Genomic DNA, 26,955 nt, shown 5'->3' with positions numbered 1-26,955 from the left:
TTAACACCACATACCCTGGCATATCCGCTCAGGCGATGGCGGCGGCCTCGGTGGGGGAGTGGTGCGCGGGGGCGGTCTCCGGGTCACGCGCCCGCAGCGAGGTGACGACCCTCAGCGCGGCGATCCAGACCAGGGTCGAGCCGAGGACGTGCAGCAGCACCAGGGCGGCCGGCACGGCCAGGAAGTATTGCGTGTAGCCGATCACGCCCTGGAGCAGCTCCACCCCGAGCAGCGCCAGCGCCGCCCGCCGGGCGGGCCGGGGCGCGTTGGTCACGTGCAGGGCGAACAGCAGCGCGAACGTCAGCCCCACCACGAGGTAGGCCACGTCGGCGTGCAGCCGGGCCACGGCCTCGATGTCGAGGTCGAAGCGGGAGGCCCGCTCGTCGCCCGAGTGGGGGCCCGTGCCGCTGACCACCACGCCGGCCACCACCAGCGCGAACACGGACGCCAGCAGCACGTTGCCCAGCCGGCGGATGTCGCGGTGCACGATCCGGCGCACCGGGCCGTCGCCCTCGCCGGCGCGGGCGTACAGCAGCCAGCAGGCGGCGATCAGGCCGACGGAGAAGACGAAGTGCATGCCGACGGTGAACGGGTTGAGCATGGTGTTGACCACCAGCCCGCCCCACAGGGCCTGCACCACGATGCCCGCCGGCTGCAGCCACGACAGCAGCACGAGCGAGCGGCGGCGCTGCGCCATCCGCAGCACGGCCACGACACAGGCGGCCCCCACGGCCAGCACCAGGAACGTCAGCAGCCGGTTGCCGAACTCGACGGCCATGTTGAGCGGCGAGACCTCGGGATGCGCCACCGGGATGAAACTGTCGGGCGTGCACCTGGGCCAGGTCGGGCAGCCGAGCCCGGAGCCGGTGACGCGGACGCCCGCCCCGGTCACCGCGATGCCGGCGTTGACCACCACGGAGGCCAGAGCCCAGGCCCGCAGGGACCGCGTCGTCGGTGCCCAGAAGGACAGCAGAAAGCGCACGAAGACGTTGGAGTTGTCCGCGGGTAGCTTCACGTCATCGATGGTAGGGGCCCGGCCGGTCGGTCCCGCCATCGGGAACGGGCTTCTCAAGACAGCAAGGTATGTGACATATTACTGAGAGGAGGTGGTGATGTCCGACGTGATCGTCGTCGGCGCGGGCGTGGTGGGGGCGGCCTGCGCCTACTATGCCGCGCGCGCGGGGCTCGACGTGACCGTGGTCGACCGGGGGCCCGTGGCGGGCGGCACGACGGGCTCGGGCGAGGGCAACGTGCTGGTGTCCGACAAGGAGCCGGGGCCCGAGCTGGAGCTGGCCGTGCTGTCGAACCGGCTGTGGCGCTCGCTGGCCGGCCTCGGCGGGTTCGAGTTCGAGCCCAAGGGCGGGCTGGTCGTCGCCGAGACCGATGAGGTCCTGGGGCAGCTCGCCGGGCTGGCCGCCAAGCAACAGGTGGAGCACGCCCCGGTGACCGGGACGGAGCTGCGCGACTACGAGCCGCACCTGGCCGAGGGGCTCGCGGGCGGCGTCTACTACCCGCAGGACGCGCAGGTCCAGCCCATGCTGGCCGCCGCGACCCTGCTCCGGCACGGCGCCGAGAGCTTCGGGCACGGCACGCTGCGGCTGCGCCTCGGGGTCCGCGTGACCGGGTTCCTCCGGTCGGGGGACCGGGTGACGGGCGTACGCACCTCTCACGGCGACCTGCTCGGCGGCGCCGTCGTCAACGCGGCCGGGACCTGGGGCGGCGAGGTGGCCGCCCTGGCGGGCGCGAACCTGCCGATCCTGCCCAGGCGCGGGTTCATCCTCGTCACCGAGCCCCTGCGCGAGCCGCTGATCAGGCACAAGGTCTACACCGCCGCCTACGTGACGAATGTGGCCAGCGACTCCGCCGACCTGGAGACGTCGGCCGTCGTGGAGGGCACGCCCGCCGGGACCGTGCTCATCGGGGCCAGCAGGGAGCGGGTCGGGTTCGACCGGACGACGTCGGTGCCGGTGCTGTCGCGGCTGGCCGCGCAGGCGGTGGCGCTGTTCCCCGCGCTGCGCGACGTGCGGGCCATCAGGTCCTACTGCGGATTCCGGCCGTACTGCCCCGACCACCTGCCCGTCATCGGCGCCGACCCGCGCGTGCCGGGGCTGTACCACGCGTGCGGGCACGAGGGGGCCGGCATCGGCCTGGCCCCCGCGACCGGCCACCTGCTCGCCCAGCTCCTCGCCGGCCGGCGGCCCGACCTCGACCTGCACCCCTTCCGTCCCGACCGCTTCGCCGAGGAGGCCGCGTGACCTTCGACATCACCGTGGACGGCCGGCCGGTGCCGGTCGTGCCGGGGCAGACGATCGGCGCGGCGCTGCACGCGGCCGGCGTGCGCTCGTGGCGCACCACCCGGTTCGGCGGGCGGCCGCGCGGGCTGTTCTGCGGGATCGGGGTCTGCTTCGACTGCCTGATCTCGGTCAACGGGCGCGCGCCCGAACGGGCCTGCCTGCTGGAGGCCGCGCCGGGGGACGAGGTGACGACGGCGTGACGTACGACCTCGTGGTGGTCGGCGGCGGGCCCGCCGGGGTGGCGGGCGCGCTCACGGCCGCGCTGGCCGGGCTGCGGGTGGCGCTCGTGGACTCCGGCACGCGGCTCGGCGGCCAGTACTTCCGGCACGCCGCCGCCCCCAAGGCCGCCCCCGGGCTCGACCGGTTCCTGCGCCAGGCGCGGGCGCTCGGCGCCCGGGCCGACGTGCTGCTCGGGCACCAGGTGTGGAGCGTGTCCCGCGAACCGGACGCCGGTCTCCTCGTGCACTGCGTGACCAGACCTTGTCGAGCGGCAGACGCCTCGGGCGAGCGGCCGGCGGTGCTGCGGGCCCGGCGGCTGCTGATCGCCACCGGCGCGCACGACCGGCCGCTGCCCTTCCCCGGCTGGGACCTGCCCGGCGTGCTCACCGCCGGCGGCGCGCAGGCGCTGCTGAAGGGCGGTGGCGTCGTCGCGGGCGGGCGGATCGTCGTCTCCGGCACCGGCCCGTTCCTGCTCCCCGTCGCCACGGGGCTGGCCGGCGCCGGGGCGCGGGTGCTCGGTGTGTACGAGGCCAACGGCGGGCTCGGCCTGGCCCGGCATCCGCTGCTGGCCCTGGGCAAGGCCGGGGAGGCGGCGGGGTACGCGGCCGCCCTGGCCCGGCACCGGGTGCCGTACCGCACGCGCCAGGCCGTGGTCGCCGCCCACGGGGACCGCGAGGTGGAGGCCGTCACCGTGGCCCGCCTCGACGAGGAGTGGAACGTTCTGGCCACCCGGGTCGTGGAGTGCGACGCCGTGGCCGTGGGGTACGGGTTCGTGCCGCAGATCGAGCTGGGGACGCAGCTCGGGTGCGAGACCCGGCACGACGTGGACGGCAGCCCGGTGCTGGCCGTCGACGCGACCCTGCGCACGACCGTGCCCGGCGTGTGGGCGGCCGGCGAGCCCGCCGGGGTGGGCGGCTGGCGGCTGGCCGAGCTGGAGGGCCGCATCGCCGGCCGCGCCATCGCCGCCGACACGACGTCCCCGCCCGGTCGCGACCCCGCCACCCCGCCCGGTCGCGACCCCGCCGCCCCGGCCCCGGGTGACGTGGTCCCGCCGGTGCTCGCGCGGCGGCGGCAGCGGTGGCGGGCGTTCGGCGAGGCGCTGCAGCGGGCCTACCCCGTGCGGCCCGGCTGGCAGGGCTGGTTGCGCGACGACACGCTCGTGTGCCGGTGCGAGGAGGTGCCGCTGGCCCGCGTACGCGAGGCGCAGGCCCTCGGCGCCACCGACGCGCGCTCCATCAAGCTCCTGGCCCGCCCCGGCATGGGCTGGTGCCAGGGCCGCATCTGCGGCTACGCCGTCTCCTGCCTGGCCGGGGAGCCGCCGCAGCCGCCCCGCCGCCCCATCGCCCAGCCCGTCACCCTGGGCGCGCTCGGCTCCCTCGACCTCGACACCCCCGGCGCGCCGGGGCCCGACGACCACCCCGCTCACTGACTTCCCGACATGGAGGACTCCCAGATGGAACATCGCAGCAAGCCCTGGCACGGCGTCATGGTGGCCACCGCGCTGCCCCTGCGCGAGGATCTGTCGGTCGACTACGACGGCTACGCCGAGCACTGCCGCTGGCTCGTCGAGAACGGCTGCGACGGCGTCGTGCCCAACGGCTCGCTCGGCGAGTACCAGACGCTCATCCCGCAGGAGCGGGCCAAGGTGATCGAGACCGCCGTCGAAGCCGTCGGCGGCGACAACGTGATGGCCGGGGCGGGCGCGTACGGCGCCGCCGAGTCCCGCCGCTGGGCCGAGCAGGCGGGCGAGGCCGGCTGCGGCTCGGTGCTCCTGCTGCCGCCCAACTCCTACCGGGCCGACGAGCGCTCCGTCGTCGAGCACTACCGCGAGGTGGCCAGGGCCGGCGTGCCGGTCGTGGCCTACAACAACCCCTACGACACCAAGGTCGACCTGACCCCCGCGCTGCTGGCCAGGCTGCACGAGGAGGGGCTGATCGTGGCGGTCAAGGAGTTCAGCGGGGACGTACGGCGGGCGTACGAGATCGCCGAGCTGGCCCCCGAGCTGGACCTGCTGATCGGCTCCGACGACGTGCTGCTCGAACTGGCCGTGGCCGGGGCGGTCGGCTGGATCGCCGGCTACCCCAACGCGCTGCCCGCGGCCGGCTCCGCCCTCTATCGTGCCGCCGTCGCCGGCGACCTGGAGACCGCGCTGCCCCTCTACCGCACCCTGCACCCGCTGCTGCGCTGGGACTCCAAGACCGAGTTCGTCCAGGCCATCAAGCTGTCCATGGACCTCGCCGGCCGCCACGGGGGCCCGTGCAGGCAGCCCAGGCAGCCGCTGACGGACGAGCAAGCGGCTATTGTGCGGGCGGCGACCGAGAAGGCACTGGCAGAAGGGCTGCGATGAGGACCAAACGGGTTTTCCACGCCGTCGACTCCCACACCGAGGGCATGCCCACCCGCGTGATCACCGGCGGCATCGGCGTGATCCCGGGCGCGAGCATGGCCGAGCGGCGCGTCTACTTCCGTGACCACCTCGACCACATCCGCACCCTGCTCATGACGGAGCCGCGCGGCCACTCGGCCATGAGCGGCGCCATCCTCCAGCCGCCCACCAGGCCGGACGCCGACTGGGGCGTGCTGTTCATCGAGGTGTCGGGACTGCTGCCGATGTGCGGCCACGGCACCATCGGCGTGGCCACCGTGCTGGTCGAGACCGGCATGGTGGAGGTCGTGGAGCCGGTCACGACCGTACGCCTGGAGGTGCCCGCCGGGCTCGTCGAGGTGGACGTGGCCGTCGAGGACGGCATGGCCATGTCGGTGACGCTGCGCAACGTGCCCTCCTACTGCGACCGGCTGGACGCCTCGGTGACCGTGCCCGGGTTCGGGGAGATCCCGTACGACCTGGCGTACGGCGGCAACTTCTACGCCGTCGTCGACCTCGACCGCTACGGCCTGCCCTTCGACCGCAAGGCCAAGAACGAGATCATCGCGGCCGGCCTGGCCACGATGGAGGCGATCAACGCCTCCGACGAGCCCGTCCACCGCGAGGACGACCGCATCCGCGGCTGCCACCACGTCTACTTCGCCGCCCCCGGCTCCGACGCCCACCACTCGCGGCACGCCATGGCCATCCACCCGGGCTGGTTCGACCGCTCGCCCTGCGGCACCGGCACCAGCGCCCGCATGGCCCAGCTGCACGCCCGGGGCGAGCTGCCCCTCGGCCGGGACTTCGTGAACGAGTCGTTCATCGGCACCCGGTTCATCGGCCGGCTGCTGGAGGAGACCGCCGTGGGCGGGCAGGGCGCGGTCGTCCCGTCGATCACCGGCCGGGCCTGGATCACCGGCACCGCGCAATACTTCCTCGACCCGCGCGACCCGTTCCCCGCGGGGTTCGAGCTGTGACGATCACCACGGTCGACTACCACACGGCCGGGGAGCCGTTCCGGATCGTGACCGGCGGGGTGCCCGAGATCCCCGGCGCCGACGTGCTCTCCCGCCGCACGACCGCCATGGCCGAGCTCGACGACGTGCGGCGGCTGCTGTGCCACGAGCCGCGCGGGCACTCCGACATGTACGGCTGCTTCCTCGTCCCGCCGGACGACCCCGGGGCCCACCTGGGGGCGCTGTTCTGGCACAAGGACGGCTTCTCCACCGCCTGCGGGCACGGCACGATCGCGCTGGGCGCGTACGCGGTGCACGAGGGGCTGGTCGAGGCGGTGCAGGACGGCGTGACGGACGTGGTCGTGGACGTGCCCTCCGGGCGCGTCACGGCCCGCGTGCGGACCGCCGGAGGCCGGGTCGAATCCGTGACCTTCGTCAACGTGCCCTCGTTCGTCATCGCCCGCGACGTGCCCGTCGCGGGTTTGAGCGCGGACGTCTCCTACGGCGGCGCCATCTACGCCTCGGTGCCGGCCTCGGCCCTCGGGCTGTCGGTCGAGCCCCGGCACCTGCACGCCCTCGTCGGCCACGCCGCCCGCATCAAGGCCGGGCTGGCCGGCCACCCGGTCGCGCGGCACCCGTCCGACGAGCGGCTGTCCGGCGTCTACGGGGTGATCTTCTACGACGAGCTGCCCGACCTGGACGGCGCCAGGCAGCAGCGCAACGTCACCGTGTTCGCCGACGGGGAGGTGGACCGCTCGCCGTGCGGATCCGGCACCGCCGCCCGGATGGCGCTGCTGGACGACGAGGGGCCGGACGAGGGGCCGGGCGGGGGGCCGGACGAGGGGCTGGACGGCGAGGGCGGGCGCGGCGGCCTCGTCCACCGGAGCATCGTGGGCAGCGTCTTCACCGCCCGGGTGGTCGAGCGGACCGGCGAGGGCGTGGTCGTGGCGATCGACGGCATGGCCTACCGGACCGGGCGGCACGTCTTCGAGCTCGACCCCGACGACCCGTTCCCGACCGGGTTCACGCTGCGATGAGCGGGCTGCCCTACCTCGACGCCGCCACGCTGGAGCGGCTGGTGCCCGTCGGCCGGGCCGTAACGGTCCTGGAGGACGCGCTGCGGGCCGGCCTCGACCCGGAGGCCACGCCGCCGCGGCCCATCGTGGACGTGCCCGCGGGGCAGCTGCTGCTCATGCCCGCGTCCATGCGGCGGTACGTCGGCGTCAAGGCCGTGAGCATCGCGCCCGGCAACGCGGAGCTGGGGCTGCCCCGGATCCAGGGGACGTACCTGCTGTTCGACGGCGCCACCCTGGCCCCGCTGGCGGCCATGGACGGGATCGCGCTCACCTCGCTGCGCACGCCCGCCGTCTCCGCCCTCGCCGTGCGGCACCTGGCCGAGCCGGGGGCCCGGCGGCTGGTGGTGTTCGGCAGCGGGCCGCAGGCGTACGGGCACGTGCTGGCGCTGCGCGAGGTGCGGCCGGTCGAGGACGTGACGATCGTGGCCCGCGACCCCGGCCGCGCCGAGGCCCTCGCCGCCCGCTGCCGCGACCTGGGCCTGACCGCCCGCGCCCGGACTCATCCGCCGGCGGCGGGCCCAACGGTGGGCCCAGCGGTGGGCCCAGCGGCGGGCACAGCGGTGGGCCCAGCGGCGGGCACAGCGGTGGGCCCAGCGGTCGGCACAGCGGTCGGCCCGGTGGCCGAGGCGGTGGCCGCGGCTGATCTCATCGCCTGCTGCACCACGGCCAGAGAGCCCCTGTTCCCCGGTAAGCTCGCCCGCGACGGCGTCACCGTCGTCGCGGTCGGGTCGCACGAGCCGGACGCCCGCGAGCTCGACGGCGACCTCGTCGCCCGCGCCACCGTGGTCGTCGAGGCCAGGGCGTCCGCCCTCGCGGAGGCCGGCGACGTCATCGTCCCGATTCGCCGGGGTACGATCACCTCCCGTCATCTCGCCGGAAACCTCGCCGAGCTGATCGCCGGAAGGGTGGTCGCCGGTCCGGGGCCGCGCGTGTTCAAGAGCACGGGCATGGCGTGGGAGGACCTCGTGGTCGCGGCTGCCGCTTACGAGGCGTGGACATAGAAGGGATGGGCGGATGGCTGCCGAGGACCGGCTCGACCTGCCGATGGTGGGGGAGCGGCAGAGCCTGCGCGAGCAGGTCGCGCACGCGCTGCGTGCCGCGCTGATCACGGGGGAGATGCGGCCGGGGGTGGTCTACTCCGCCCCGGTGCTGGCCGCCCAGTTCGGTGTCTCGGCCACGCCCGTGCGCGAGGCCATGCTCGACCTGGCCAAGGAGGGCCTGGTCGAGGCGGTGCGCAACAAGGGCTTCCGGGTGACCGAGCTGTCCGACCGCGATCTCGACGAGCTCACCGAGATCCGCCAGCTCATCGAGGTGCCCACGGTGGCCCGGCTGGCCGACAGCTCGCGGGCGGAGGAGTTCGAGCGGCTCAGGCCCATCGCCGAGGAGATCGTCTCGGCCAGCGAGCGCGGCGACCTGCTCGCGTACGTGGACGCCGACCTGCGCTTCCACGTCGAGCTGCTGTCGCTGTGCGGCAACGCCCACCTGGTCTCGGTGGTGCGCGACCTGCGCAACAGGGCCCGGCTCTACGGCCTGTCCCAGCTCTCCGAGCGGGGCACGCTCGGCGGTTCGGCCCGGGAGCACCTGGCGCTGCTCGACGCGCTCAAGAGCGGCGACAGCACGGCCGTGGGGCAGCTCATGGGAGAGCACATCGGCCACGTACGCGGCATTTGGGCCGAGCACTGAGCCGAGCACCGGTTCTGAGCGCCAAGTTCTGACATTCAGGGATCAGACACTCCCCGATGGCGGTAATCTCGACTGTGAGCCGACCGAGCGACGCCTCGCGCGAGCGCCGGCGGCCCCGAGATCCTGGTCCTCAGCGGACCGGCCACCCCCGACCTCCGGTGGTGGCACCTGCCTGGTCACGCGGACTCCCGCACTCCGCTGACCGTCCCCGGGCTCGGCACACCCCGCCCACCGAGGCCGAGCCCCCCGCCGCGCGCCCGAGACCCCATCCCACGGGCGCGCGGCGGCCCTCCTCCGGCTGGTTCGGCCCGGCTACTTCCGCCGCCTGCCGCCCGCCCGGGTCGAGCCCAGGCTGGCCGCCACGATGCAGATGATCGCCGCCCACTGCTGCGTGTGCAGGAACTCGCTCAGCAGCAGCACCCCGACCAGCGCCGCCACGGCCGGCTCCAGGCTCATCAGGATGCCGAACACGTGCTTGGGCATCCGCCGCAGCGCCTGTAGCTCCAGCGAGTAGGGGATCACCGACGACAGCAGGCCCACGCCCAGCCCGATCAGCAACAACTCCGGCTCCAGCAGGTCGGCCCCGCCGGTCGCGACGCCGACCGGGGCGATCGCCACGGCCGAGACGATCATCGCGAACGACAGCCCGCTCGTCCCCGGGAAGCGCTGCCCGGCCGCCGCCGACAGCAGGATGTACCCGGCCCACCCGGCCCCGGCCACCATCGCGAACCCGATGCCGACCCAGCTCACCGACTCGGACGCGCCCCACGGCGCCAGCAGTACCACGCCCGCCGCCGCCAGCCCGACCCACAGCAGGTCGATCCGGCGCCGCGAGGCGGCCACCGCCACGCCCAGCGGCCCGAGGAACTCGATCGCCACCGCGATCCCCATCGGCAGCCGGGACAGGGCCTCGTAGAAGGTCAGGTTCATGACGGCGAGCGTCAGGCCGAAGCCGACACCCACCGCCCAGTCGCGCCAGGACAGCCCCTTCAGCCGGGGCCGGACCACCGCCGCCATGATCAACCCGCCGGCCGCGATGCGCAGGAACACCACCGCGCTCGGCGGCAGCGCCGCGAACAGCTCCTTGGCGAAGCCGGCGCCGAGCTGCACCGAGAAGATCGCCAGCAGCACGAGCCCGGAGGGCGGGATCGAGTCGGCCGCGGTGCGCAGCAGGTTTCCGGGCCTGGGCACGCCGGAGCCGCGGTCGAAGGGGTCGTCAAGGGCAAAGTCGGTCACAGGACTCCTCTGGAACGCGAGGCAACCGGCTCAGCCTACTCACCTGGGGAGACATCCCTTGATTTAAGGTGGTACTACTGCTTACTGGATCATTTATCCGGACAAATAGACCATGGACGCATGAAATCCCCCACCTTGCCCGTGAGCCTCTCCCGCCCGCCATTGGCCCTGTCCGTGGCCTCCTTCGTCAGCAGCTTCGACCGCTTCGCCGTGAGCCCCATGCTCGTGCTCATCGCCGCCGACCTCGGCGTCTCGCTGTCGGCCTCGGTCGGCGCCGCCAGCGGCTACTACCTGGCGTACGGGCTGACCCAGCCGCTGTGGGGCCTGCTGTCCGACCGGTTCGGCCGCGTGCGGGTGATGCGCTGGGCGCTGTTCGGCGCCGCGGTGGCCGGGGCGGCCTCGGCGCTGATGCCGGTGCTGGCCACGCTGGTGGTGGCCAGGGTCGTGACGGGCGCCTGCTTCGGTGCGGTGATCCCCACGGGCCTGACGTACGTGGGCGACACCGTCCAGCCGTCGGTACGCCAGCGCGCCCTCACCGACCTGATGGCCGCCGCCGCCCTCGGCACGGCGCTGGCCACGGGATTGGGCGGGGTGGTCGCCGGGCTGGTGGACTGGCGGGTGGCCTTCACCGTACCGGCCGCCTGCGCCCTGGCCTGCGCGGTGTCGCTGCGCTCGCTGCCCGAGCCGCCCCGTGAGGAGTCGGCCCTGAAGGGCGGGACGGGAGTGCGCCGGTACCTGGGGGCGGTGCTGGGGCAGCGGTGGGCGCTGCTGGTGTTCGGGCTCGCCTTCACCGAAGGGGCGATCATGCTCGGCGCCATGCCCTTCCTGGCCACCGCGCTGCAGCACACCGGGCTGGCCGCCGCCGTGGCGGGCCTGGCCATCACCGCGTACGGGCTGGGGCTCTGGGCCTTCTCCAAGCTCGTCAAGGTGCTGTCGGGCCGCTGGCCCGCGCCCCTGCTGATGGTCGTGGGCGGCACGCAGCTCTGTCTCGGGTTCGCGATCGTGGCGGTGCACGTCAGCGTGCCGGCCGTGGCCGTCACCGCGCTGCTGCTGGGCGGCGGCTGGTCCTTCCTGCACTCCTCGCTGCAGACGTGGGCCACCTCGATCGTGCCGGAGGCCAGGGGGACCACGATCGCGTTCTTCGCCTGCGCGCTGTTCGTGGGCAGCGCGGTCGCGTCATGGGCGGCCGGGCCGCTGGCCGAGCACGGCAGGTACGGGCTGCTGTTCGGCCTGGCCGCGGGCGCCGCGATCCCGCTGACCGCGGTGGCCGCCCTCACCCGCCACCGCTACGGCGCCCTGCCGGCCGACCGCCCCGACCCGCTCCCTGAATGACACCGGGTGCCCCGGGCTACTCCCAGCGGAAGGTACGCGACACCAGCCCCAGCGACAGCACCGCCCAGACGGCGAGGACGGCCAGCGGGACCAGCGGCAGCGCCGCGCCCTCGGCGAGCACCGCGCGCAACCCGCCGGTGAGCGCCGAGATGGGCAGCGCCTCCAGGAACGGCCGCACCGCCTCGGGGAACTTCGTCAGCGGGAACACCACCCCGCCCGCCCCCAGCAGCACCAGGTAGACCAGGTTGGCCGCGGCCAGCGTGGCCTCCGCGCGCAGGGTGCCCGCCATGAGCAGCCCGAGCCCGCTGAAGGCCGCGGTGCCCAGCACGATCAGCAGCGCCGCGCCCAGGAACGACCCCTGCGGCCGCCACCCCAGCGCCAGCCCCACGACCACGATGATCACGGCCTGGATGATCTCCACGCCCACGACCGCCGCCGTCTTGGCCAGCATGAGCCCGCTCCTGGACAGCGGGGTCGCCCCCAGCCGCTTGAGCACGCCGTAGCGGCGCTCGAAGCCGGTCGCGATGGCCTGCCCGGTGAAGGCCGTGGACATGACCGCCAGCGCCAGCACGCCGGGCACCAGGAAGTCCACCCGCCGCCCGCCGCCGACGTCGATCAGCGGCGCCAGCGAGAAGCCGGTCAGCAGCAGCACCGGGATGATCATGGTCAGCAGGAGCTGCTCGCCGTTGCGCAGCATCGCGCGGATCTCGGCGCCCGCCTGCGCCGCCACCATGCGCGGGAACGGCGCCGCGCCGGGCGCCGGGGTGAGGTCGAGGGTCGAGTCGGGCGCGGTCATCGCAGCTCTCCCGCGGTGGGATGGTCGGGCGCGGTGGTCGGGCATGGGGCGGTCATCGCAGCTCCCTGCCGGTCAGCTCGAGGAAGACGTCTTCGAGGGTGCGGCGCTCGATGCGCAGGTCGTCGGCCGTGACGCCCTCGGCCGCGCACCAGGCCGTCACCGTGGCCAGCAGCTCGGGGTCGACCAGGCCCTCGATGATGTAGTGGCCGGCCGGTGACTCCTTGGCCGCGCTGCCCGCCGGGAGCGCGTTGAGCAGCTCCTCCAGCGCCAGCCCCGGCCGGGCCCGGAACCTGAGCTGCCGCTCCGCCCCGGTCAGCGAGGCCGGGCTGCCCTCGGCCACCACCCGGCCCCGGTCGATGATCACGACGTGGTCGGCCAGCCGCTCGGCCTCGTCCATGTGGTGCGTGGTCAGCACCACCGACACGCCCGCCGCGCGCAGCTCGCCCACCAGCTCCCAGCAGGCGTGCCTGGCCTGCGGGTCCAGGCCCGCCGTCGGCTCGTCGAGGAAGACCAGCTCGGGCCGGCCGACGACGGCCGCGGCCAGCGACAACCGCTGCTGCTGGCCGCCGGACAGCCGCCGGTAGGGAGTGCGTACGTGCTCGGCCAGCCCCAGCCGCACCAGCAGCGCATCGGGGTCGAGGGGCCGGGCGTAGAAGCGCGAGACCAGCCGCAGCCACTCGCCGCAGCGCATCGCCGGCGGCACGCCGCCCGCCTGCAGCATGACGCCCACCCGCGGGCGCAGCTCGGGCAGGGCGGGCGCCAGGCCCAGCACCCTGACCGTGCCCGCGTCGGCCTTGCGGAACCCCTCGCAGATCTCCACCGTGGACGTCTTGCCCGCGCCGTTGGGACCGAGGACCGCGGTGACCGCCCCACGCTCGGCACGGAGCGTGAGGCCGTCTACGGCGGTGCTGCCGCCGTAGCGTTTGACCAGGTCGACGATCTCGACGGCTGGGGAGTCCATGGCCACGAGTTTAGGGACTTCCCCAGGCGGTCCGGGCCGCAGGTGAACATGACCCCATTTGGACATGTCCAGCCCCGCCGTTCCTTTCGCGCCGTTCCTTTTGCCCGCGCGCACGGAGTGGCAGCCTGGCGGTGAGATCCCCTGCCCAGGAGGTGGCAATGTCTCGACGCAGTGAGTACGCCCCCGGAGTGCCGTGCTGGGTGGACCTGTCCAGCACCGACGTCGGCGCCTCCGCGCGCTTCTACGAGGAGGTCCTCGGCTGGCGGGCGGAGACGATCGACGACCCGGCGGCCGGCGGCTACGGCATGTTCCTCCACGGGGACCGCAAGGTCGCCGGGCTGGTCCCGGCCATGGCCGGCCAGCCGGTCTCGACCTGGGACACGTTCGTCGCCACGGACGACGCCGAGGCCCTCGCCGACCGGGTCAGGCAGGCGGGCGGCACGGTCGCGATGAAGCCCACTCAGGTCTTCGAGCACGGCATCGTGACCGTCTTCCGCGCGCCCGACGGCTCGTTCGCCGCCGGCTGGCAGGCCGGCGACCACCCGGGGGCCGAGCTGGTCAACGAGCCCGTCTCGTTCTGCTGGAGCGAGCTGGTCACCCGCGACCTGCCGGCCGCCGAGACCTTCTACCCGGCCGTCTTCGGGTGGGACCCCCGCCCGCTGGAGACGCCGCCCGGCAAGTACACCGAGTGGCACGTGGGCGGGCACGCCGTCGGCGGCATGCTGGAGATGGACCCCGGTTACCCGGCCGCGACGCCCTCGTTCTGGATGACGTACGTCGCCGTCGCCGACCTCGACGCCACGACGGCGGCGGCCGAGCGGGCGGGCGCCCGGATGCTCGTGAGCGGCGTGGACGCCACTCCCGGCCGGTTCTCGGCGTTCACCGACCCGCACGGCGCGACGCTCTCCATCATCCAGCTTCACGAGATTTCCTGAAATATCTGATAACCGGGAATTCGGAGGACCGGAACGTGGTTTGATCCCTCGGCCCTCGTGGGCCAGGCCTACGAGGGAAGGGGAGCACGCATGTCCGTGGCACAAATCGCCACGCCCACAGCCGTCCAGCCGGAGACGAGGAGCCGCCGCGGGCTGTTGCTGCTGATCCTCGGCGCCCTCTCGGCGATCGGCCCTCTCTCCATCGACATGTACCTCCCCGCGCTGCCCTCCATCGCCTCCGAGATGCTCAGCGCCCCCGCGCAGGTCCAGCTCACCCTCACCGCCTGTCTCATCGGCGTCTCCGTGGGCCAGGTGATCGCCGGTCCCATGAGCGACGTGCGCGGCCGGCGGGTGCCGCTCATGGTGGGGGTGGCCGGGTTCATGGTCGCCTCGCTGCTGTGCGCGTTCGCCCCCTCGGTGCCGATGCTCATCGCCTTCCGCCTGCTGCAGGGCATGCTCGGCGGCGCGGCGCTGGTGATCGTGCGGGCCGTGGTGCGCGACCTGTACGACGGCGCCGCCATCGCCCGCATCTTCGCCACGCTGATGCTCGTCAGCGGCCTGGCCCCGATCCTCGCGCCCATCGCCGGGGCGCAGCTGCTGGCGTTCACCTCGTGGCGGGGCGTCTTCGTGGCGCTCAGCCTCGCGGGCGTCGTGCTGCTGCTGGCCGTGCTGACGGGCGTGCGCGAGACGCTGCCCCCGTCCGAGCGCGAGAGCGGCGGTCTCAAGCACACCGTGCGCACGTTCTGGCAGCTTCTGCGCGACCGCGCGTTCATGGGCTTCGCCCTGACCGGCGGGCTGGCGTTCGCGGCCATGTTCGGATACATCTCCGGCTCGCCGTTCGTCCTCCAGGAGGTGTACGGCGCCACGCCCCAGCAGTACTCCCTCATCTTCGGCCTCAACGCCCTGGCCCTGACCGCCACCGCCCAGCTCGGCGGCCGGCTGTCCGGGCGGGTGCCGCCGACCCTGCTGGTCCGCATCGGCCTGTTCACCGGCCTGATCGGCGCGGTGCTGCTGATGACCGCCGCGCTGGCCGACCTCGGTCTCTGGGGCATCGTGGCCGGGCTGTTCGTCATCATGCTGGGCCAGGGCCTGACGCTGCCCGGCACCGGCGCGCTGGCGCTCGGCTCCCAGCCGGCACAGATCGCGGGGAGCGCCTCGGCGCTGACGGGCGTGCTGCAGTTCGCGCTCGGGGCCGCCGCGGCCCCGCTGGTCGGACTTGCCGGATCGGGCACCGCCGTCCCCATGGCCTGTGTCATGCTCGGGCTCATCACCTGCTCGGCCCTGACATTCATGATCTTGGGCCGGGCAAAGGTTAGGTAAGGCTACCCTGCGTGACAAATTCCATTCCCGTCCCTGCTCGGATCCGTTTGTGAAGCGGGAAGGAATTACGGCACACTGATGTTGTGAAAAACATGCCCACGATGGAGCCAGGCAACGAGCGCGGCACCCGCGCCCGTGTCGCCAGGCTGATTCTTGAGCATGGTCCCGTCGCGGCCGCGGCTCTCGGCGAGCGGCTCGGGCTCACGCCCGCCGCCGTCCGGCGTCATCTCGACGCGCTGCTGGCAGACGGGATGATAGAGCCTCGCACCGTGCGCCCTCGCGGACAGCGCGGGCGCGGACGGCCGGCCAAGCTGTTCGCGATCACCGACGCGGGGCGCAGTGCTTTCGAGCACGCCTATGACGACCTGGCCGGGAGCGCCCTGCGCTTCCTGGCCGAGCGCATGGGGGAGCAAGCCGTGGCCGACTTCGCCCGCGAGCAGGTTTCGAGCCTGCTGCAACGGCTGGAGCCGGTCATGCGGACGGTGCCGGCGGACCAGCGCGTGCAGGTGCTGGCGCAGGCGCTGTCGGCAGAGGGGTATGCCGCCTCGGCCAGCAAGGCCAAGTCGGGCGGCGACCAGCTCTGCCAACACCACTGCCCGGTGGCGCACGCGGCCGCGGAGTTCCCGCAGCTGTGTGAGGCCGAGACGGAGGCGTTCGCGCAGCTGCTCGGCACGCCGGTGCAGCGCCTGGCCACGATCGCCCACGGCGACGGGGTGTGCACCACGCACGTCTCCCCGCAGTCCTTGGCCGATTCCGCACATAGAGACAAGAGCAAGGAGACCGGAAGGTGACTGTCACCGACCGCCCGGAGCTGGAAGGCCTCGGGAATTACAAGTTCGGCTGGGCCGACTCGGATGCCGCCGGGTCGGCGGCAAGGCGTGGCCTGTCCGAGGAGGTCGTACGCAACATCTCCGGACTCAAGAACGAACCGGAGTGGATGCTCGACCTTCGCCTGAAGGGCCTCCGCCTGTTCGACAAGAAGCCGCTGCCTACCTGGGGCTCCGACCTCACCGGCATCGACTTCGACAACATCAAATACTTCGTGCGCTCCACCGAGAAGCAGGCCGCTTCCTGGGACGAGCTGCCCGCCGACATCAAGAACACCTACGACAAGCTCGGCATCCCCGAGGCGGAGAAGCAGCGCCTCATCGCCGGCGTCGCGGCGCAGTACGAGTCCGAGGTCGTCTATCACAAGATCCGTGAGGACCTCGAGGAGAAGGGTGTCATCTTCGTCGACACCGACACGGGCCTGAAGGAGCACGAGGAGCTCTTCAAGGAATACTTCGGCTCGGTCATCCCGGTGGGCGACAACAAGTTCGCCGCGCTCAACACCTCCGTGTGGTCCGGTGGCTCGTTCATCTACGTGCCGCCGAACGTCGAGGTCGAGATCCCGCTGCAGGCCTACTTCCGGATCAACACCGAGAACATGGGCCAGTTCGAGCGGACCCTGATCATCGTCGACGAGAACAGCTACGTCCACTACGTCGAGGGCTGCACCGCGCCGATCTACTCGTCCGACTCGCTGCACAGCGCCGTCGTCGAGATCATCGTGAAGAAGAACGCCCGCTGCCGCTACACGACCATCCAGAACTGGTCGAACAACGTCTACAACCTGGTCACCAAGCGCGCCGTGGCCTACGAGGGCGCGACCATGGAGTGGATCGACGGCAACATCGGCTCCAAGGTCACGATGAAATACCCGGCCGTCTACCTCATGGGCGAGCACGCCAAGGGCGAGACGCTGAGCGTCGCGTTCGCGGGCGAGGGCCAGCACCAGGACGCCGGCTCCAAGATGGTCCACCTGGCGCCCAACACCAGCTCCAGCGTCATCTCCAAGTCGGTGGCGCGCGGCGGCGGCCGCACCTCCTACCGCGGTCTCGTGCAGATCGAGGAGGGCGCCCACGGCAGCGCCAGCACCGTCAAGTGCGACGCCCTGCTGGTCGACCAGATCAGCCGCTCCGACACCTACCCCTACGTCGACGTCCGCGAGGACGACGTCTCGATGGGTCACGAGGCCACGGTCTCCAAGGTCAGCGAGGACCAGCTGTTCTACCTCATGAGCCGCGGGCTCGGTGAGGACGAGGCGATGGCGATGATCGTGCGCGGCTTCGTGGAGCCGATCGCGCGTGAGCTGCCCATGGAATACGCGCTCGAGCTGAACCGGCTGATCGAGCTGCAGATGGAAGGAGCCGTCGGCTGATGGGCCTGAACGAGAAGCCCCTGTCGACCCTGCACGAGAAGGCGTCCTACGACCTGGGCGACTTCGAGGTCCCGACCGGGCGCGAGGAGGCGTGGCGCTTCACGCCGCTCTCGCGCCTGAAGGGACTGCACAACGGCAAGGCCGAAGCCGTCGGTCACGTCCGGGTGGACGTGGACGCGGCCCCGGAGGTCACCGTGGAGACGGTCGGCCGCGACGACGCCCGCGTGGGCAAGTCGTTCGTGCCCTCCGACCGGGTGAGCGCGCAGGCGTGGAACAGCTTCGAGAAGGCCACCGTGATCACGGTGCCGCGCGAGGCCGTCACGTCCAGGCCCACCGTCCTGACGCTGACCGGCGAGCCGGGCGGCGACGGTGCCGGCGCCGCCTACGGCCACATCGTGGTCAAGGTGGAGCCGCTGGCCGAGGCCGTGATCGTGCTCGACCACAAGGGCAGCGCGGTCTACGCCGACAACATCGAGTTCGTCGTCGGCGACGGCGCCAACCTCAAGATCGTCAGCCTGCAGGACTGGGCGGACGACGCGGTCCACGTCTCGCACCACCACGCGCAGCTCGCCAAGGACGCGACGTTCCGCAGCTTCGTGGTGACGCTCGGCGGCGACCTCGTCCGCCTGTCGCCCACCGTCACCTACACCGCCCCCGGCGGCGACGCGGACATGTCGGGCGTCTACTTCGTGGACGCCGGGCAGCACCTGGAGCACCGCCTGCTGGTCGACCACTCGCAGCCCAACTGCAAGAGCAACGTCGACTACCGCGGCGCGCTGCAGGGCGAGGAGGCGCACGCCGTCTGGATCGGCGACGTGATCATCAGGGTCGAGGCCGAGGGCACCGACACCTACGAGCTCAACCGCAACCTCATCCTCACCGACGGCGCCCGCGCCGACTCGGTGCCCAACCTGGAGATCCTCACCGGTGAGGTCGCGGGAGCGGGGCACGCCTCCGCCTCCGGCCGCCTCGACGACGAGCACATCTTCTACCTCCAGGCCCGCGGCATCCCCTTCGACGAGGCTCGCCGCCTGGTCATCAGGGGCTTCCTCGGTCAGCTCATCGAGAAGATCCAGATCGACGAGATCCGCGAGCGCGTGCTCAGCGCCGTGGAGGCGGAGCTCGCGCGATGAGCGGTTTCGAGAAGGTGTGCAAACTCGACGACATCCCCGACGAGGGGGTCATCGGCGTCGAGGTGGGGGAGACCCCGGTCGCGCTCGTGCGCAAGGGTGAAGACGTCTTCGCCCTGCACGACATCTGCTCCCACGCCGAGGTCAAGCTCAGCGAGGGCGAGGTCTACGACGGCACGCTGGAGTGCTGGCTGCACGGCTCGTGCTTCGACATCCGCTCGGGCAAGCCCACCGGACCGCCCGCGACCCGACCAGTGAACGTCTACACAGTGAAGATCGACGGCGATGACGTCCTCGTCTCGCTCTCGAAGGAGTCCTAAGCACATGTCCACCCTTGAGATTCGTGACCTGCAGGTCGCCGTCGACGACAAGGAAATCCTGCGCGGCGTCAACCTGACCGTGAAGTCCGGGCAGACGCACGCCATCATGGGCCCGAACGGCTCGGGCAAGTCGACGCTCGCCTACGCGATCGCCGGCCACCCCAAATACACGATCACCGGCGGCCAGGTGCTGCTCGACGGCGTGGACCTGCTGGAGCTGTCCGTCGACGAGCGGGCCCGCGCCGGCCTGTTCCTGGCGATGCAGTATCCGGTCGAGGTCCCCGGTGTGTCGGTCTCGAACTTCCTGCGCTCGGCCGTCACCGCCGTCCGCGGCGAGGCGCCCAAGCTGCGCGAGTTCGCCAAGGACCTCAAGAACGGCATGGACGCGCTGTCCATCGACTCCGCCTTCGCCCAGCGCAACCTGAACGAGGGCTTCTCCGGCGGCGAGAAGAAGCGCCACGAGATCCTGCAGCTCGAGCTGCTCAAGCCGAAGATCGCGGTGCTCGACGAGACCGACTCCGGCCTCGACGTGGACGCGCTGCGCGTGGTGTCCGAGGGCATCAACCGCTTCCGCTCCACCGGCGAGACGGGCGTGCTGCTGATCACCCACTACACCCGCATCCTGCGCTACGTGAAGCCGGACTTCGTGCACGTCTTCGCGGCCGGCCGGATCGTCGAGGAGGGTGGCCCCGAACTGGCCGACAAGCTCGAGGCCGAGGGCTACGAGCAGTACACGAAGGCATCTGCATGAGCTCCAACAGCTTCGATGTGGAGAAGATCAGGAAGGACTTCCCGGTCTTCTCCCGCGAGCTGCCCGACGGGCGACCGCTCGTCTATCTCGACTCGGGCAACTCCTCACAGAAGCCCAATCAGGTCATCGAGACCATGCGGGAGCACCTGGCGCTGCACTACAGCAACGTCGGGCGGGCCATGCACGTGCTCGGGGCCGAATCGACCGACGCCTACGAGGGCGCCCGCGACAAGGTCGCGGGCTTCGTCGGGGCGCCGTCCCGCGACGAGGTGATCTTCACCAAGAACGCCTCCGAGGCGCTCAACCTGGTCGCCTACTCCTTCGGCAACCCCGCCAACACCGATCCGCGCTTCACGCTCGGCCCGGGTGACGAGATCGTCATCTCCGAGATGGAGCACCACTCCAACATCGTGCCGTGGCAGCTGCTCGTGCAGCGCACCGGGGCGACGCTGAAGTGGTTCGGCGTGACCGACGACGGGCGGCTCGACTACACGCCCGACCTGATCACCGAGCGGACGAAGATCGTCTCGATCGCCCACCAGTCCAACGTCCTCGGCACCGTCAACCCGGTCGCCGAGGTGGCCCGGCGGGCGCACGAGGTCGGCGCGCTGATCATGCTCGACGCGTCCCAGTCCGTGCCGCACCACCCGGTGGACGTCACCGAGCTGGGCGCCGACTTCGTGGCCTTCACCGGCCACAAGATGGTCGGCCCCTCCGGCATCGGCGTGCTGTGGGGGCGGGCCGAGCTGCTCGACGCCATGCCGCCGTTCCTGGGCGGGGGCGAGATGATCGAGGCGGTCTGGATGGACCACTCGACGTACGCGCCGCTGCCGCACAAGTTCGAGGCGGGCACGCCGCCGATCGTCGAGGCCATCGGGCTCGGCGCGGCGGTCGACTACCTCACCGAGGTCGGCATGGAGGCCGTGGAGGCGCACGAGCGCACGCTGACGGCCTACGCCTTGGAGGCCCTGCGCGAGGTGCCCACGCTGCGCGTCATCGGACCCGAGTCGCTGGAGGGCCGCGGGGGCACGGTGTCGTTCACGCTGGAGGGCATCCACCCGCACGACGTCGGGCAGATCCTGGACGACCAGTTCGGGGTCGCCGTACGCGTCGGGCACCACTGCGCCCGCCCGCTGCACCTGCGCTTCGGAATACCCGCGACGACGCGGGCGTCGTTCTACCTGTACAACACCACGGGCGAGATCGATGCCCTGGTGCGCGGCCTCCATCACGTGCAGAAGGTGTTCGCATAGCCATGATCGGTGAGTCGATGTACCAGGAGCTGATCCTGGAACACTACAAGCACCCGCAGGGGCGCGGTCTGCGCGAGCCGTACGACGCCGAGGTTCACCACGTGAACCCGACGTGCGGCGACGAGATCACGCTCAGGGTCAAGGTGGGCGACGCCGGCAAGATCCTGGACGTCTCCTACGACGGACAGGGCTGTTCGATCAGCCAGGCCGCCGCCTCCGTGCTGCACGAGCTGACCGCCGGCTCGACGATCGAGGAGTCGCTCTCGGTGGTCGACGAGTTCACCCGGCTGATGCAGGGCAGGGGACAGGTCGAGGCCGACGAGGAGGTCCTCGGCGACGCGGTCGCGTTCGCGGGCGTGGCCAAGTTCCCGGCGCGCGTTAAATGTGCGTTGCTTTCTTGGATGGCCTACAAGGACGCTGTTGTGAGGAGTGCTGCCGAATGAGCAAGCCAGTGGAGACCCCGACCGGCTTCGACGGTGATGCGACCGTCGAGGAGGTCATGGAGGCGCTCAAGGACGTCGTGGACCCCGAGCTCGGCATCAACGTGGTGGACCTGGGCCTGATCTACGGGCTCAACCTCGACCCGTCCGACGGCGGGCAGCCCGTGGCCACCATTGACATGACGCTCACCAGCGCGGCCTGCCCGCTGACCGACGTCATCGAGGACCAGGCCCACTCGGCGCTGGACGGCATGGTCTCCGACGTGAAGATCAACTGGGTCTGGCTGCCGCCGTGGGGCCCGGACAAGATCACCGACGAGGGCCGCGAGCAGCTTCGTATGCTAGGCTTTAACGTCTGATCTTTTCTGCTGTTACGGCTGGCGTAAAGCGTCAGCCCGTATCAGCGTGCCAATGGGGGTTTGGGAAAGTCGGTGCTCATGCCAAGGAATATCCGATAACATCCCCGGCGTTGGCAATCAGGTACACCTGACGTCTCATCGCGCGTCTCGCATCGCCTGCGGCCGGTGCCCAGGTGTATCCCCCCCTCATTCATCCCGCCCCCATGACGGCGGGTGCCCTTGAACCTGTGCGGCCCGGTGCCGCACACCCTGGCTCGTCCTTTCGCAGAAGTGACGCGCCACTTCGACGGAAAGGCACGACTTTCGTGACCATGCTTGACGCTGTCATGCCCACGCTCGGTGAGACCCCCGAGCCGGGCCCGTCCGAGTTCGAGCTGCTGGGCCTGCCCAAGCCGCTGGTGAACGGACTGGCCAAACTGGGTTTCGACAGCCCGTTCCCCATCCAGAGCGCGACCATCCCTGACGTGCTCGCCGGGCATGACGTCCTCGGCCGCGGCCAGACCGGCTCCGGCAAGACGCTCGCCTTCGGTCTGCCCACCATGGCCCGCATCGCGGGCGTGCGGCCCGCCCAGGGCCGTCCCCGCGCGATGATCCTCGTGCCCACCCGTGAGCTCGCCCTCCAGGTGCACGACGCCCTCGAGCCCCTCGGGCGCGGCCTCGGCCTGCGCATGAAGGTCATCGTCGGCGGCATGTCCATGGGCAAGCAGATCGAGGCCCTGCGACGCGGCGTGGACGTCGTCATCGCCACCCCCGGCCGCCTGGGCGACCTGATCCGGCAGGGCGAGTGCTCGCTGGGCGACATCGAGGTCAGCGTTCTGGACGAGGCCGACCACATGTGCGACCTCGGCTTCTTCCCCGTCGTGACGGAGCTGCTGGCGCAGACCCCGTCCGACGGTCAGCGGCTGCTGTTCTCGGCCACGCTCGACGGCGACGTCGACAAGCTGGTGCAGCGCTTCCTCAAGGACCCGATCACCCACTCCGTGGCGCCGGCGACCTCGCCGGTCGACACCATGGAGCACCACGTGATGCAGGTCTCGCGCGACGACAAGTTCGACGTCACGGCCGAGATCGCCAACCGCGAGGGCCGTACGATCATCTTCGTCCGCACCCAGCACGGCGTGGACCGGCTGTGCAAGCAGCTGGCCAGGGTCGGCGTCAAGGCGGGCGGCCTGCACGGCGGCAAGCGCCAGAACCAGCGCACCCGCATCCTCGCCGAGTTCCGCGAGGGCTCCGTCAACGTGCTGGTCTGCACCGACGTCGCGGCGCGCGGCATCCACGTGGACAACATCAGCCTGGTGCTGCACGTGGACCCGCCGCAGGACCACAAGAGCTACCTGCACCGCGGCGGCCGTACGGCCCGCGCCGGTGAGAAGGGCACGGTCGTCACGCTGGTGCTGCCCAACGAGCGCCGCTCGACCGACGCCCTGACCCGCCGCGCCGGGATCCACCCGTTCCGCCTCAAGGCGACCCCGGGTCACCCCAGGCTCGCCGAGGTGGCCGGCGCCCGCAGGCCGAGCGGCGAGTCCATCCCCGTGTGGGAGCCGGACGTCCGCAAGCCGCTGCGCCCGCGCCGCGAGGGCGGCACCTCCGAGCGCAGGGGTCGTCGTGGCCGCCGGGATTTCGACGGTGACCGCCGCCCGCGCCGGCACGAGGACGGCGACCGTCCGTACGGTTCCGGCGACGACCGCCGCCCGAGGCGCGAGTTCGACGGCGACCGCCGTCCGCGGCGCCACGAGGACGGCGAGCGTCCGGTCGTGGCCGCCGACGACCGTCGTCCGCGCCGGCACGAGGACGGCGACCGTCCGTACGGTTCCGGCGACGACCGCCGCCCGTTCACGTCCGGCGACGACCGCCGGCCGCGCCGGCACACCGACGGTGACCGGCCGTTCGGGCGCACGCAGGAGCCGCGCACGTTCAGCGACGACCGCCGGCCGCGTAGCGGGTTCCGCACCGACGACCGCCCGGTCCGTCAGGACGACCGCGGCCAGCGCGGTGCCGGTTACCGCTCCGACGACCGGGGCACGCGCTTCGGCACCGACCGTGGCCGGCCGTTCTCGGCCGACCGCGACCGCGGCAGCCGCACCGACGAGCGGGGGCCGCGTGACGGCTACCGGCCCGTCGGCGGCCGTACGGACGAGCGTGGCAACGGTGGTTTCCGCCGTAACTCGGGCGGCCGTCGCTTCGAGCGCTGAGCAGGTCTGACAGCACAAACGGCGCTGCCCGCCGTGCCCCCTCCTCCGGGAGGAAGGCACGGCGGGCAGCGCCGTTTTCCGTCCCCGGCGGCTCAGCCCGTCGTCGCATGAAGGCCCGCCCGATGTGGGTGGGATCTCAGCGACAACAGGAGGCCGGGTAAGTTCCATGGGCCGATGTCCCCCGACCCCCTAGGAACGTCCGTGTTCGTTGACATGCCACTCCCGCGACTTCGCGAGTACCTGCCGGAACGCGCCGAGCCCGGCGACTTCGACGCCTTCTGGCAGCGCACGCTCGCCGAGGCCCGCACCCACGACCTCGCGGCCGAGTTCACCCCCGTGCCGTCCGAGCTGACCGTCGCCGACGTCTTCGACGTCACCTTCGCCGGTTTCGGCGGCCACCCCATCAAGGGCTGGCTGCTCCTGCCGCGGCACGCCACCGGACCGGTGCCGTGCGTGATCGAGTACCAGGGGTACGGCGGCGGGCGCGGCCTGCCGATCGACTGGCTGCTGTGGCCCTCCTTCGGCTACGCCGTGTTCGCCATGGACAGCAGGGGACAGGGCGCCGGCGGGTGGCGGCGTGGCGACACCGCCGACCCCTACCCCGGCACCGGGCCGCAGACGCCCGGCGTCATGACCAGCGGCATCCACGACCCGGACGCCTACTACTACCGGCGGCTCTACACCGACGCCGTGCGCGCGGTCGAGGCCGCCAGGGCGCATCCCGGGGTGGGCGAGGTCGCGGTCGGCGGGGCCAGCCAGGGCGGCGCCATCGCGCTGGCCGTCTCGGCCCTGGCTCCCGGCCTGGCCTGCGCCCTGCTGGACGTGCCGTTCATGTGCCACATCAGGCACGCCACCCAGATCACCCACGAATACCCCTACGCCGAGCTCGCCGCGTACTGCCGGGCGTTCAAGGACCAGGTGGAGCGGGTCTTCGAGACCCTGGCCTACTTCGACGGGGTCAACTTCGCGGCCAGGGCCGCCACGCCCGCGCTGTTCTCCGTGGGGCTGCAGGACGGCGTCACGCCGCCGTCCACGGTGTTCGCCGCCTACAACCACTACGCCGGTGAGAAAGACATCCGGATATATCCGTACAACGGGCACGAGGGCGGCGAGTCGGCGCACGCCATGGAACGGGTCGCCAGGGCGAAGAAGGCGCTCGGATGAACAGGTGACGGCGCCGTCTCGCGTGGCGGACGCGGGGCGGCGTCACTCCATGACGCAGACTAGGCTTATCAGGCACGCAGCCGACCGACGAGAGAGACCATGAAGACCTTCGAAGAGCTGTTCGCCGAGCTGTCAGAGAAAGCCACCACCCGGCCCGCGGGCTCGGGCACCGTGGCCGCGCTCGACGCCGGCGTCCATGCCATCGGCAAGAAGGTCGTCGAGGAGGCCGCCGAGAGCTGGATGGCGGCCGAATACGAGTCAGACGACAGGGCAGCTGAGGAGATCTCGCAGCTCCTCTACCACGTGCAGGTGCTCATGATCGCCAAGGGCATCGGCCTCGACCAGGTCTACAAGCATCTCTAGGGCGCCGGGCGCCCATGACCTGGAGACAGACATCGAGAGCGAGACACGTGAGGACCTGACATGCTGCGTCTGGCAGTACCCAACAAGGGCGCGCTCAGCGAGGCCGCCCAGAGCATGCTGAAAGAGGCCGGTTACCGGTCACGCAGGGACAGCAAGGAGCTGTTCGTCGTCGACGAGGCCAACGGCTGTGAGCTGTTCTTCCTGCGCCCCCGCGACATCGCCGTCTACGTCGGGGAGGGCACCCTCGACGCCGGCATCACCGGCCGGGACATGCTGGTCGACTCCGGCGCCCCGGTCGAGGAGATCATGCCACTCGGCTTCGGCGGCTCCACCTTCCGGCTGGCCGCCGCGGCCGGCACGATGACGTCGGTCGGCGACCTCAACGGCCGGCGCATCGCCACCTCCTACGCGGGCCTGCTCGACAAATACCTTTCCGACCAGGGCGTCGACGCCCGCGTGATCAAGCTGGACGGCGCCGTCGAGACCGCCATCCGGCTCGGCGTGGCCGACGCCGTGGCCGACGTCGTCGAGACCGGCACCACGCTGCGCAACGTCGGGCTCGAGGTGTTCGGCGAGCCGATCATGCGGTCGGAGGCGGTGCTGATCAAGCAGCAGAGCGCGCCGGAGACGGCTAACGTCGAGCAGCTCGTACGCCGCTTCCAGGGCGTCGTGCACGCCCGCGACTTCGTCATGATGGACTACGACATCCGCGCCGAGCGCATCGACGAGGCCACCGCGCTCACGCCCGGCATGGAGGGCCCCACGATCTCGCCGCTGCACCGCGAGGGCTGGGTCGCGGTCCGGGCCCTGGTCCGGCGCAAGGGTCACCAGAAGGTGATGGACCAGCTGTGGGACATCGGCGCAAGAGCCATCCTGGTCACCGACATCTACGCCTGCCGCCTGTGAGATATGCCCGCTAGGCCATCGTGCCGGCGGGCATATCCGGACCGTGCGTAACGAGTCAGTCGCTTGGCGTGGTAGTGCCAGGCAAACGTGGTCCTTACTCGAGCAGGGCAACCGGCGCTGGGCGGCGGGTCGATCCCACCGCCCGCACCAGGACCCCCGACGCAGGAAGCAGGTCGCGACGAGCCAGTCGCCCCGGGCGGTCGTGCTGTCGTGCATCGACTCCCGGGTGCCGCCCGAGGTCGTCTTCGACGTCGGCCTCGGCGACCTGCTGGTCGTCCGTACGGCGGCGCACACGCTCGACTCCCTCGTCACCGCGGCCGTCCAGTACGGTCCACAGGACCTGCGCTCCTGCCTCGTCGTGGTCCTGGGGCACCAGCGCTGCGGGGCGGTCACCGCCGCCGCCCGGGCCTTACGCAGGCAGGTCACCCTGCCCGGCGAGCTGCCCCACATCGTCGAGGCCCTCCAGCCCGCCTACTTCACCGCCGACGGCCGGGTCGAGCCCATGGTCCACGCCCACATCCGGCGGACCGTCTCGCGCCTGAGAGCCGATCCCCTCCTGTACGGCAGCGTCACCGTCATCGGCGCCTACTACAGCCTGGACACGGGGCTGGTGAGCCGCGTGACCTGACAGCCCACGTCAGCGAGCACCACGGGGACGTGCTCCCCGTGGACGGCCTCTCGCTCACCGTCGAGCCCTGCCG

28 protein-coding genes are annotated in these 26,955 nt (G+C 71.9%); 24 read left to right on the top strand and 4 right to left on the bottom strand.

Annotated elements, in window-relative coordinates; all coding sequences use genetic code 11:
- Positions 1 to 28: 28 nt before the first annotated feature.
- A complete protein-coding gene (locus tag ACBJ59_RS33110) occupies positions 29 to 1,015 on the bottom strand; it encodes a heme A synthase (RefSeq protein WP_375114124.1) in 987 nt (328 codons plus the stop codon).
- Positions 1,016 to 1,112: 97 nt separating this feature from the next.
- Between ACBJ59_RS33110 and ACBJ59_RS33105 the strand changes: the two genes are divergently transcribed.
- The 8 genes from ACBJ59_RS33105 to ACBJ59_RS33070 are packed head-to-tail and all read left to right on the top strand — an operon-like array spanning position 1,113 to position 8,596.
- Positions 1,113 to 2,255: an NAD(P)/FAD-dependent oxidoreductase gene (locus ACBJ59_RS33105; RefSeq protein WP_375114123.1), complete on the top strand. Its 1,143-nt coding sequence runs from the start codon at positions 1,113 to 1,115 to the stop codon at positions 2,253 to 2,255.
- Positions 2,252 to 2,494, top strand: coding sequence for a (2Fe-2S)-binding protein (locus ACBJ59_RS33100; RefSeq protein ID WP_364120284.1), 243 nt, complete (start codon positions 2,252 to 2,254; stop codon positions 2,492 to 2,494). Before ACBJ59_RS33105 ends, ACBJ59_RS33100 begins: the two co-directional genes overlap by 4 nt.
- On the top strand, positions 2,491 to 3,942 hold the full coding sequence (locus ACBJ59_RS33095) for an NAD(P)/FAD-dependent oxidoreductase (RefSeq protein WP_375114122.1): 1,452 nt from the start codon (positions 2,491 to 2,493) through the stop codon (positions 3,940 to 3,942). Before ACBJ59_RS33100 ends, ACBJ59_RS33095 begins: the two co-directional genes overlap by 4 nt.
- Before the next feature lie 24 nt (positions 3,943 to 3,966).
- Complete coding sequence (locus ACBJ59_RS33090; protein WP_375114121.1) at positions 3,967 to 4,860, top strand: dihydrodipicolinate synthase family protein; 894 nt, start codon at positions 3,967 to 3,969, stop codon at positions 4,858 to 4,860.
- Positions 4,857 to 5,858, top strand: coding sequence for a proline racemase family protein (locus tag ACBJ59_RS33085; protein WP_375114120.1), 1,002 nt, complete (start codon positions 4,857 to 4,859; stop codon positions 5,856 to 5,858). The genes ACBJ59_RS33090 and ACBJ59_RS33085 overlap by 4 nt, the downstream gene beginning before the upstream one ends.
- Positions 5,855 to 6,874 carry a proline racemase family protein gene (locus ACBJ59_RS33080; RefSeq protein ID WP_375114119.1) on the top strand — a complete coding sequence of 340 codons (1,020 nt, stop codon included), beginning with the start codon at positions 5,855 to 5,857 and terminating at the stop codon, positions 6,872 to 6,874. The genes ACBJ59_RS33085 and ACBJ59_RS33080 overlap by 4 nt, the downstream gene beginning before the upstream one ends.
- A complete protein-coding gene (locus tag ACBJ59_RS33075; protein WP_375114118.1) occupies positions 6,871 to 7,914 on the top strand; it encodes an ornithine cyclodeaminase family protein in 1,044 nt (347 codons plus the stop codon). Before ACBJ59_RS33080 ends, ACBJ59_RS33075 begins: the two co-directional genes overlap by 4 nt.
- A 13-nt stretch (positions 7,915 to 7,927) precedes the next feature.
- Positions 7,928 to 8,596, top strand: a complete 669-nt coding sequence (locus ACBJ59_RS33070; protein WP_364120263.1) for a GntR family transcriptional regulator — start codon at positions 7,928 to 7,930, stop codon at positions 8,594 to 8,596.
- A 312-nt stretch (positions 8,597 to 8,908) separates the two neighbouring features.
- On the opposite strand, the gene ACBJ59_RS33065 is transcribed toward ACBJ59_RS33070, so the two are convergent.
- Complete coding sequence (locus ACBJ59_RS33065) at positions 8,909 to 9,832, bottom strand: DMT family transporter (RefSeq protein ID WP_375114117.1); 924 nt, start codon at positions 9,830 to 9,832, stop codon at positions 8,909 to 8,911.
- 120 nt (positions 9,833 to 9,952) lie between these two features.
- Here ACBJ59_RS33065 and ACBJ59_RS33060 point away from each other — a divergent pair, with 120 nt between their 5' ends.
- The gene (locus ACBJ59_RS33060; RefSeq protein WP_375114116.1) at positions 9,953 to 11,164 is read left to right on the top strand and encodes an MFS transporter; all 1,212 of its coding nucleotides are present in this window, start codon (positions 9,953 to 9,955) and stop codon (positions 11,162 to 11,164) included.
- 16 nt (positions 11,165 to 11,180) lie between these two features.
- Here ACBJ59_RS33060 and ACBJ59_RS33055 read toward each other — a convergent pair whose 3' ends face one another.
- Both ACBJ59_RS33055 and ACBJ59_RS33050 read right to left on the bottom strand, forming a co-directional pair.
- Positions 11,181 to 11,960: an ABC transporter permease gene (locus ACBJ59_RS33055; protein WP_375114115.1), complete on the bottom strand. Its 780-nt coding sequence runs from the start codon at positions 11,958 to 11,960 to the stop codon at positions 11,181 to 11,183.
- 52 nt (positions 11,961 to 12,012) lie between these two features.
- Entirely contained in the window at positions 12,013 to 12,921 is a 909-nt protein-coding gene (locus ACBJ59_RS33050) for an ABC transporter ATP-binding protein (protein WP_375114114.1), read from the bottom strand.
- Positions 12,922 to 13,079: 158 nt separating this feature from the next.
- On the opposite strand from ACBJ59_RS33050, the gene ACBJ59_RS33045 reads away from it, so the two are divergent.
- From ACBJ59_RS33045 to ACBJ59_RS32975, 15 genes are all read left to right on the top strand, one after another.
- Positions 13,080 to 13,856, top strand: coding sequence for a VOC family protein (locus tag ACBJ59_RS33045; protein WP_375114113.1), 777 nt, complete (start codon positions 13,080 to 13,082; stop codon positions 13,854 to 13,856).
- Between the two features lie 90 nt (positions 13,857 to 13,946).
- Complete coding sequence (locus ACBJ59_RS33040; RefSeq protein ID WP_375114112.1) at positions 13,947 to 15,176, top strand: multidrug effflux MFS transporter; 1,230 nt, start codon at positions 13,947 to 13,949, stop codon at positions 15,174 to 15,176.
- Positions 15,177 to 15,268: 92 nt separating this feature from the next.
- A complete protein-coding gene (locus ACBJ59_RS33035) occupies positions 15,269 to 15,967 on the top strand; it encodes a metalloregulator ArsR/SmtB family transcription factor (RefSeq protein WP_364120244.1) in 699 nt (232 codons plus the stop codon).
- Positions 15,964 to 17,376, top strand: a complete 1,413-nt coding sequence (gene sufB, locus ACBJ59_RS33030; RefSeq protein ID WP_364120242.1) for a Fe-S cluster assembly protein SufB — start codon at positions 15,964 to 15,966, stop codon at positions 17,374 to 17,376. The genes ACBJ59_RS33035 and sufB overlap by 4 nt, the downstream gene beginning before the upstream one ends.
- Positions 17,376 to 18,509: a Fe-S cluster assembly protein SufD gene (gene sufD / locus ACBJ59_RS33025; RefSeq protein WP_375114111.1), complete on the top strand. Its 1,134-nt coding sequence runs from the start codon at positions 17,376 to 17,378 to the stop codon at positions 18,507 to 18,509. The genes sufB and sufD overlap by 1 nt, the downstream gene beginning before the upstream one ends.
- Positions 18,506 to 18,826, top strand: a complete 321-nt coding sequence (locus ACBJ59_RS33020) for a non-heme iron oxygenase ferredoxin subunit (protein ID WP_364120237.1) — start codon at positions 18,506 to 18,508, stop codon at positions 18,824 to 18,826. Before sufD ends, ACBJ59_RS33020 begins: the two co-directional genes overlap by 4 nt.
- A gap of 4 nt (positions 18,827 to 18,830) precedes the next feature.
- A complete protein-coding gene (gene sufC, locus ACBJ59_RS33015) occupies positions 18,831 to 19,577 on the top strand; it encodes a Fe-S cluster assembly ATPase SufC (RefSeq protein WP_375114110.1) in 747 nt (248 codons plus the stop codon).
- A complete protein-coding gene (locus tag ACBJ59_RS33010) occupies positions 19,574 to 20,830 on the top strand; it encodes a cysteine desulfurase (RefSeq protein WP_375114109.1) in 1,257 nt (418 codons plus the stop codon). Before sufC ends, ACBJ59_RS33010 begins: the two co-directional genes overlap by 4 nt.
- 2 nt (positions 20,831 to 20,832) lie before the next feature.
- Positions 20,833 to 21,273 carry a Fe-S cluster assembly sulfur transfer protein SufU gene (gene sufU, locus ACBJ59_RS33005; RefSeq protein WP_375114108.1) on the top strand — a complete coding sequence of 147 codons (441 nt, stop codon included), beginning with the start codon at positions 20,833 to 20,835 and terminating at the stop codon, positions 21,271 to 21,273.
- Positions 21,270 to 21,629: a metal-sulfur cluster assembly factor gene (locus tag ACBJ59_RS33000; protein ID WP_364120225.1), complete on the top strand. Its 360-nt coding sequence runs from the start codon at positions 21,270 to 21,272 to the stop codon at positions 21,627 to 21,629. The genes sufU and ACBJ59_RS33000 overlap by 4 nt, the downstream gene beginning before the upstream one ends.
- 311 nt (positions 21,630 to 21,940) lie before the next feature.
- Positions 21,941 to 23,821: a DEAD/DEAH box helicase gene (locus ACBJ59_RS32995; protein WP_375114107.1), complete on the top strand. Its 1,881-nt coding sequence runs from the start codon at positions 21,941 to 21,943 to the stop codon at positions 23,819 to 23,821.
- A gap of 201 nt (positions 23,822 to 24,022) precedes the next feature.
- Positions 24,023 to 24,985 (top strand): acetylxylan esterase, encoded by a 963-nt coding sequence (locus ACBJ59_RS32990; RefSeq protein WP_375114106.1) that lies wholly within the window; start codon positions 24,023 to 24,025, stop codon positions 24,983 to 24,985.
- Between the two features lie 99 nt (positions 24,986 to 25,084).
- Complete coding sequence (locus ACBJ59_RS32985; RefSeq protein ID WP_080037115.1) at positions 25,085 to 25,348, top strand: phosphoribosyl-ATP diphosphatase; 264 nt, start codon at positions 25,085 to 25,087, stop codon at positions 25,346 to 25,348.
- A gap of 60 nt (positions 25,349 to 25,408) precedes the next feature.
- Positions 25,409 to 26,254 (top strand): ATP phosphoribosyltransferase, encoded by an 846-nt coding sequence (gene hisG, locus ACBJ59_RS32980; RefSeq protein ID WP_364120215.1) that lies wholly within the window; start codon positions 25,409 to 25,411, stop codon positions 26,252 to 26,254.
- A gap of 202 nt (positions 26,255 to 26,456) precedes the next feature.
- The gene (locus tag ACBJ59_RS32975) at positions 26,457 to 26,882 is read left to right on the top strand and encodes a carbonic anhydrase (protein ID WP_375114105.1); all 426 of its coding nucleotides are present in this window, start codon (positions 26,457 to 26,459) and stop codon (positions 26,880 to 26,882) included.
- Positions 26,883 to 26,955 lie beyond the last annotated feature (73 nt).

Origin of the sequence: Nonomuraea sp. MTCD27 (genome assembly GCF_041950495.1) — a bacterium.
Classification (GTDB): Bacteria; Actinomycetota; Actinomycetes; order Streptosporangiales; family Streptosporangiaceae; genus Nonomuraea.
This window is presented reverse-complemented; position numbering and strand designations above follow the sequence as displayed.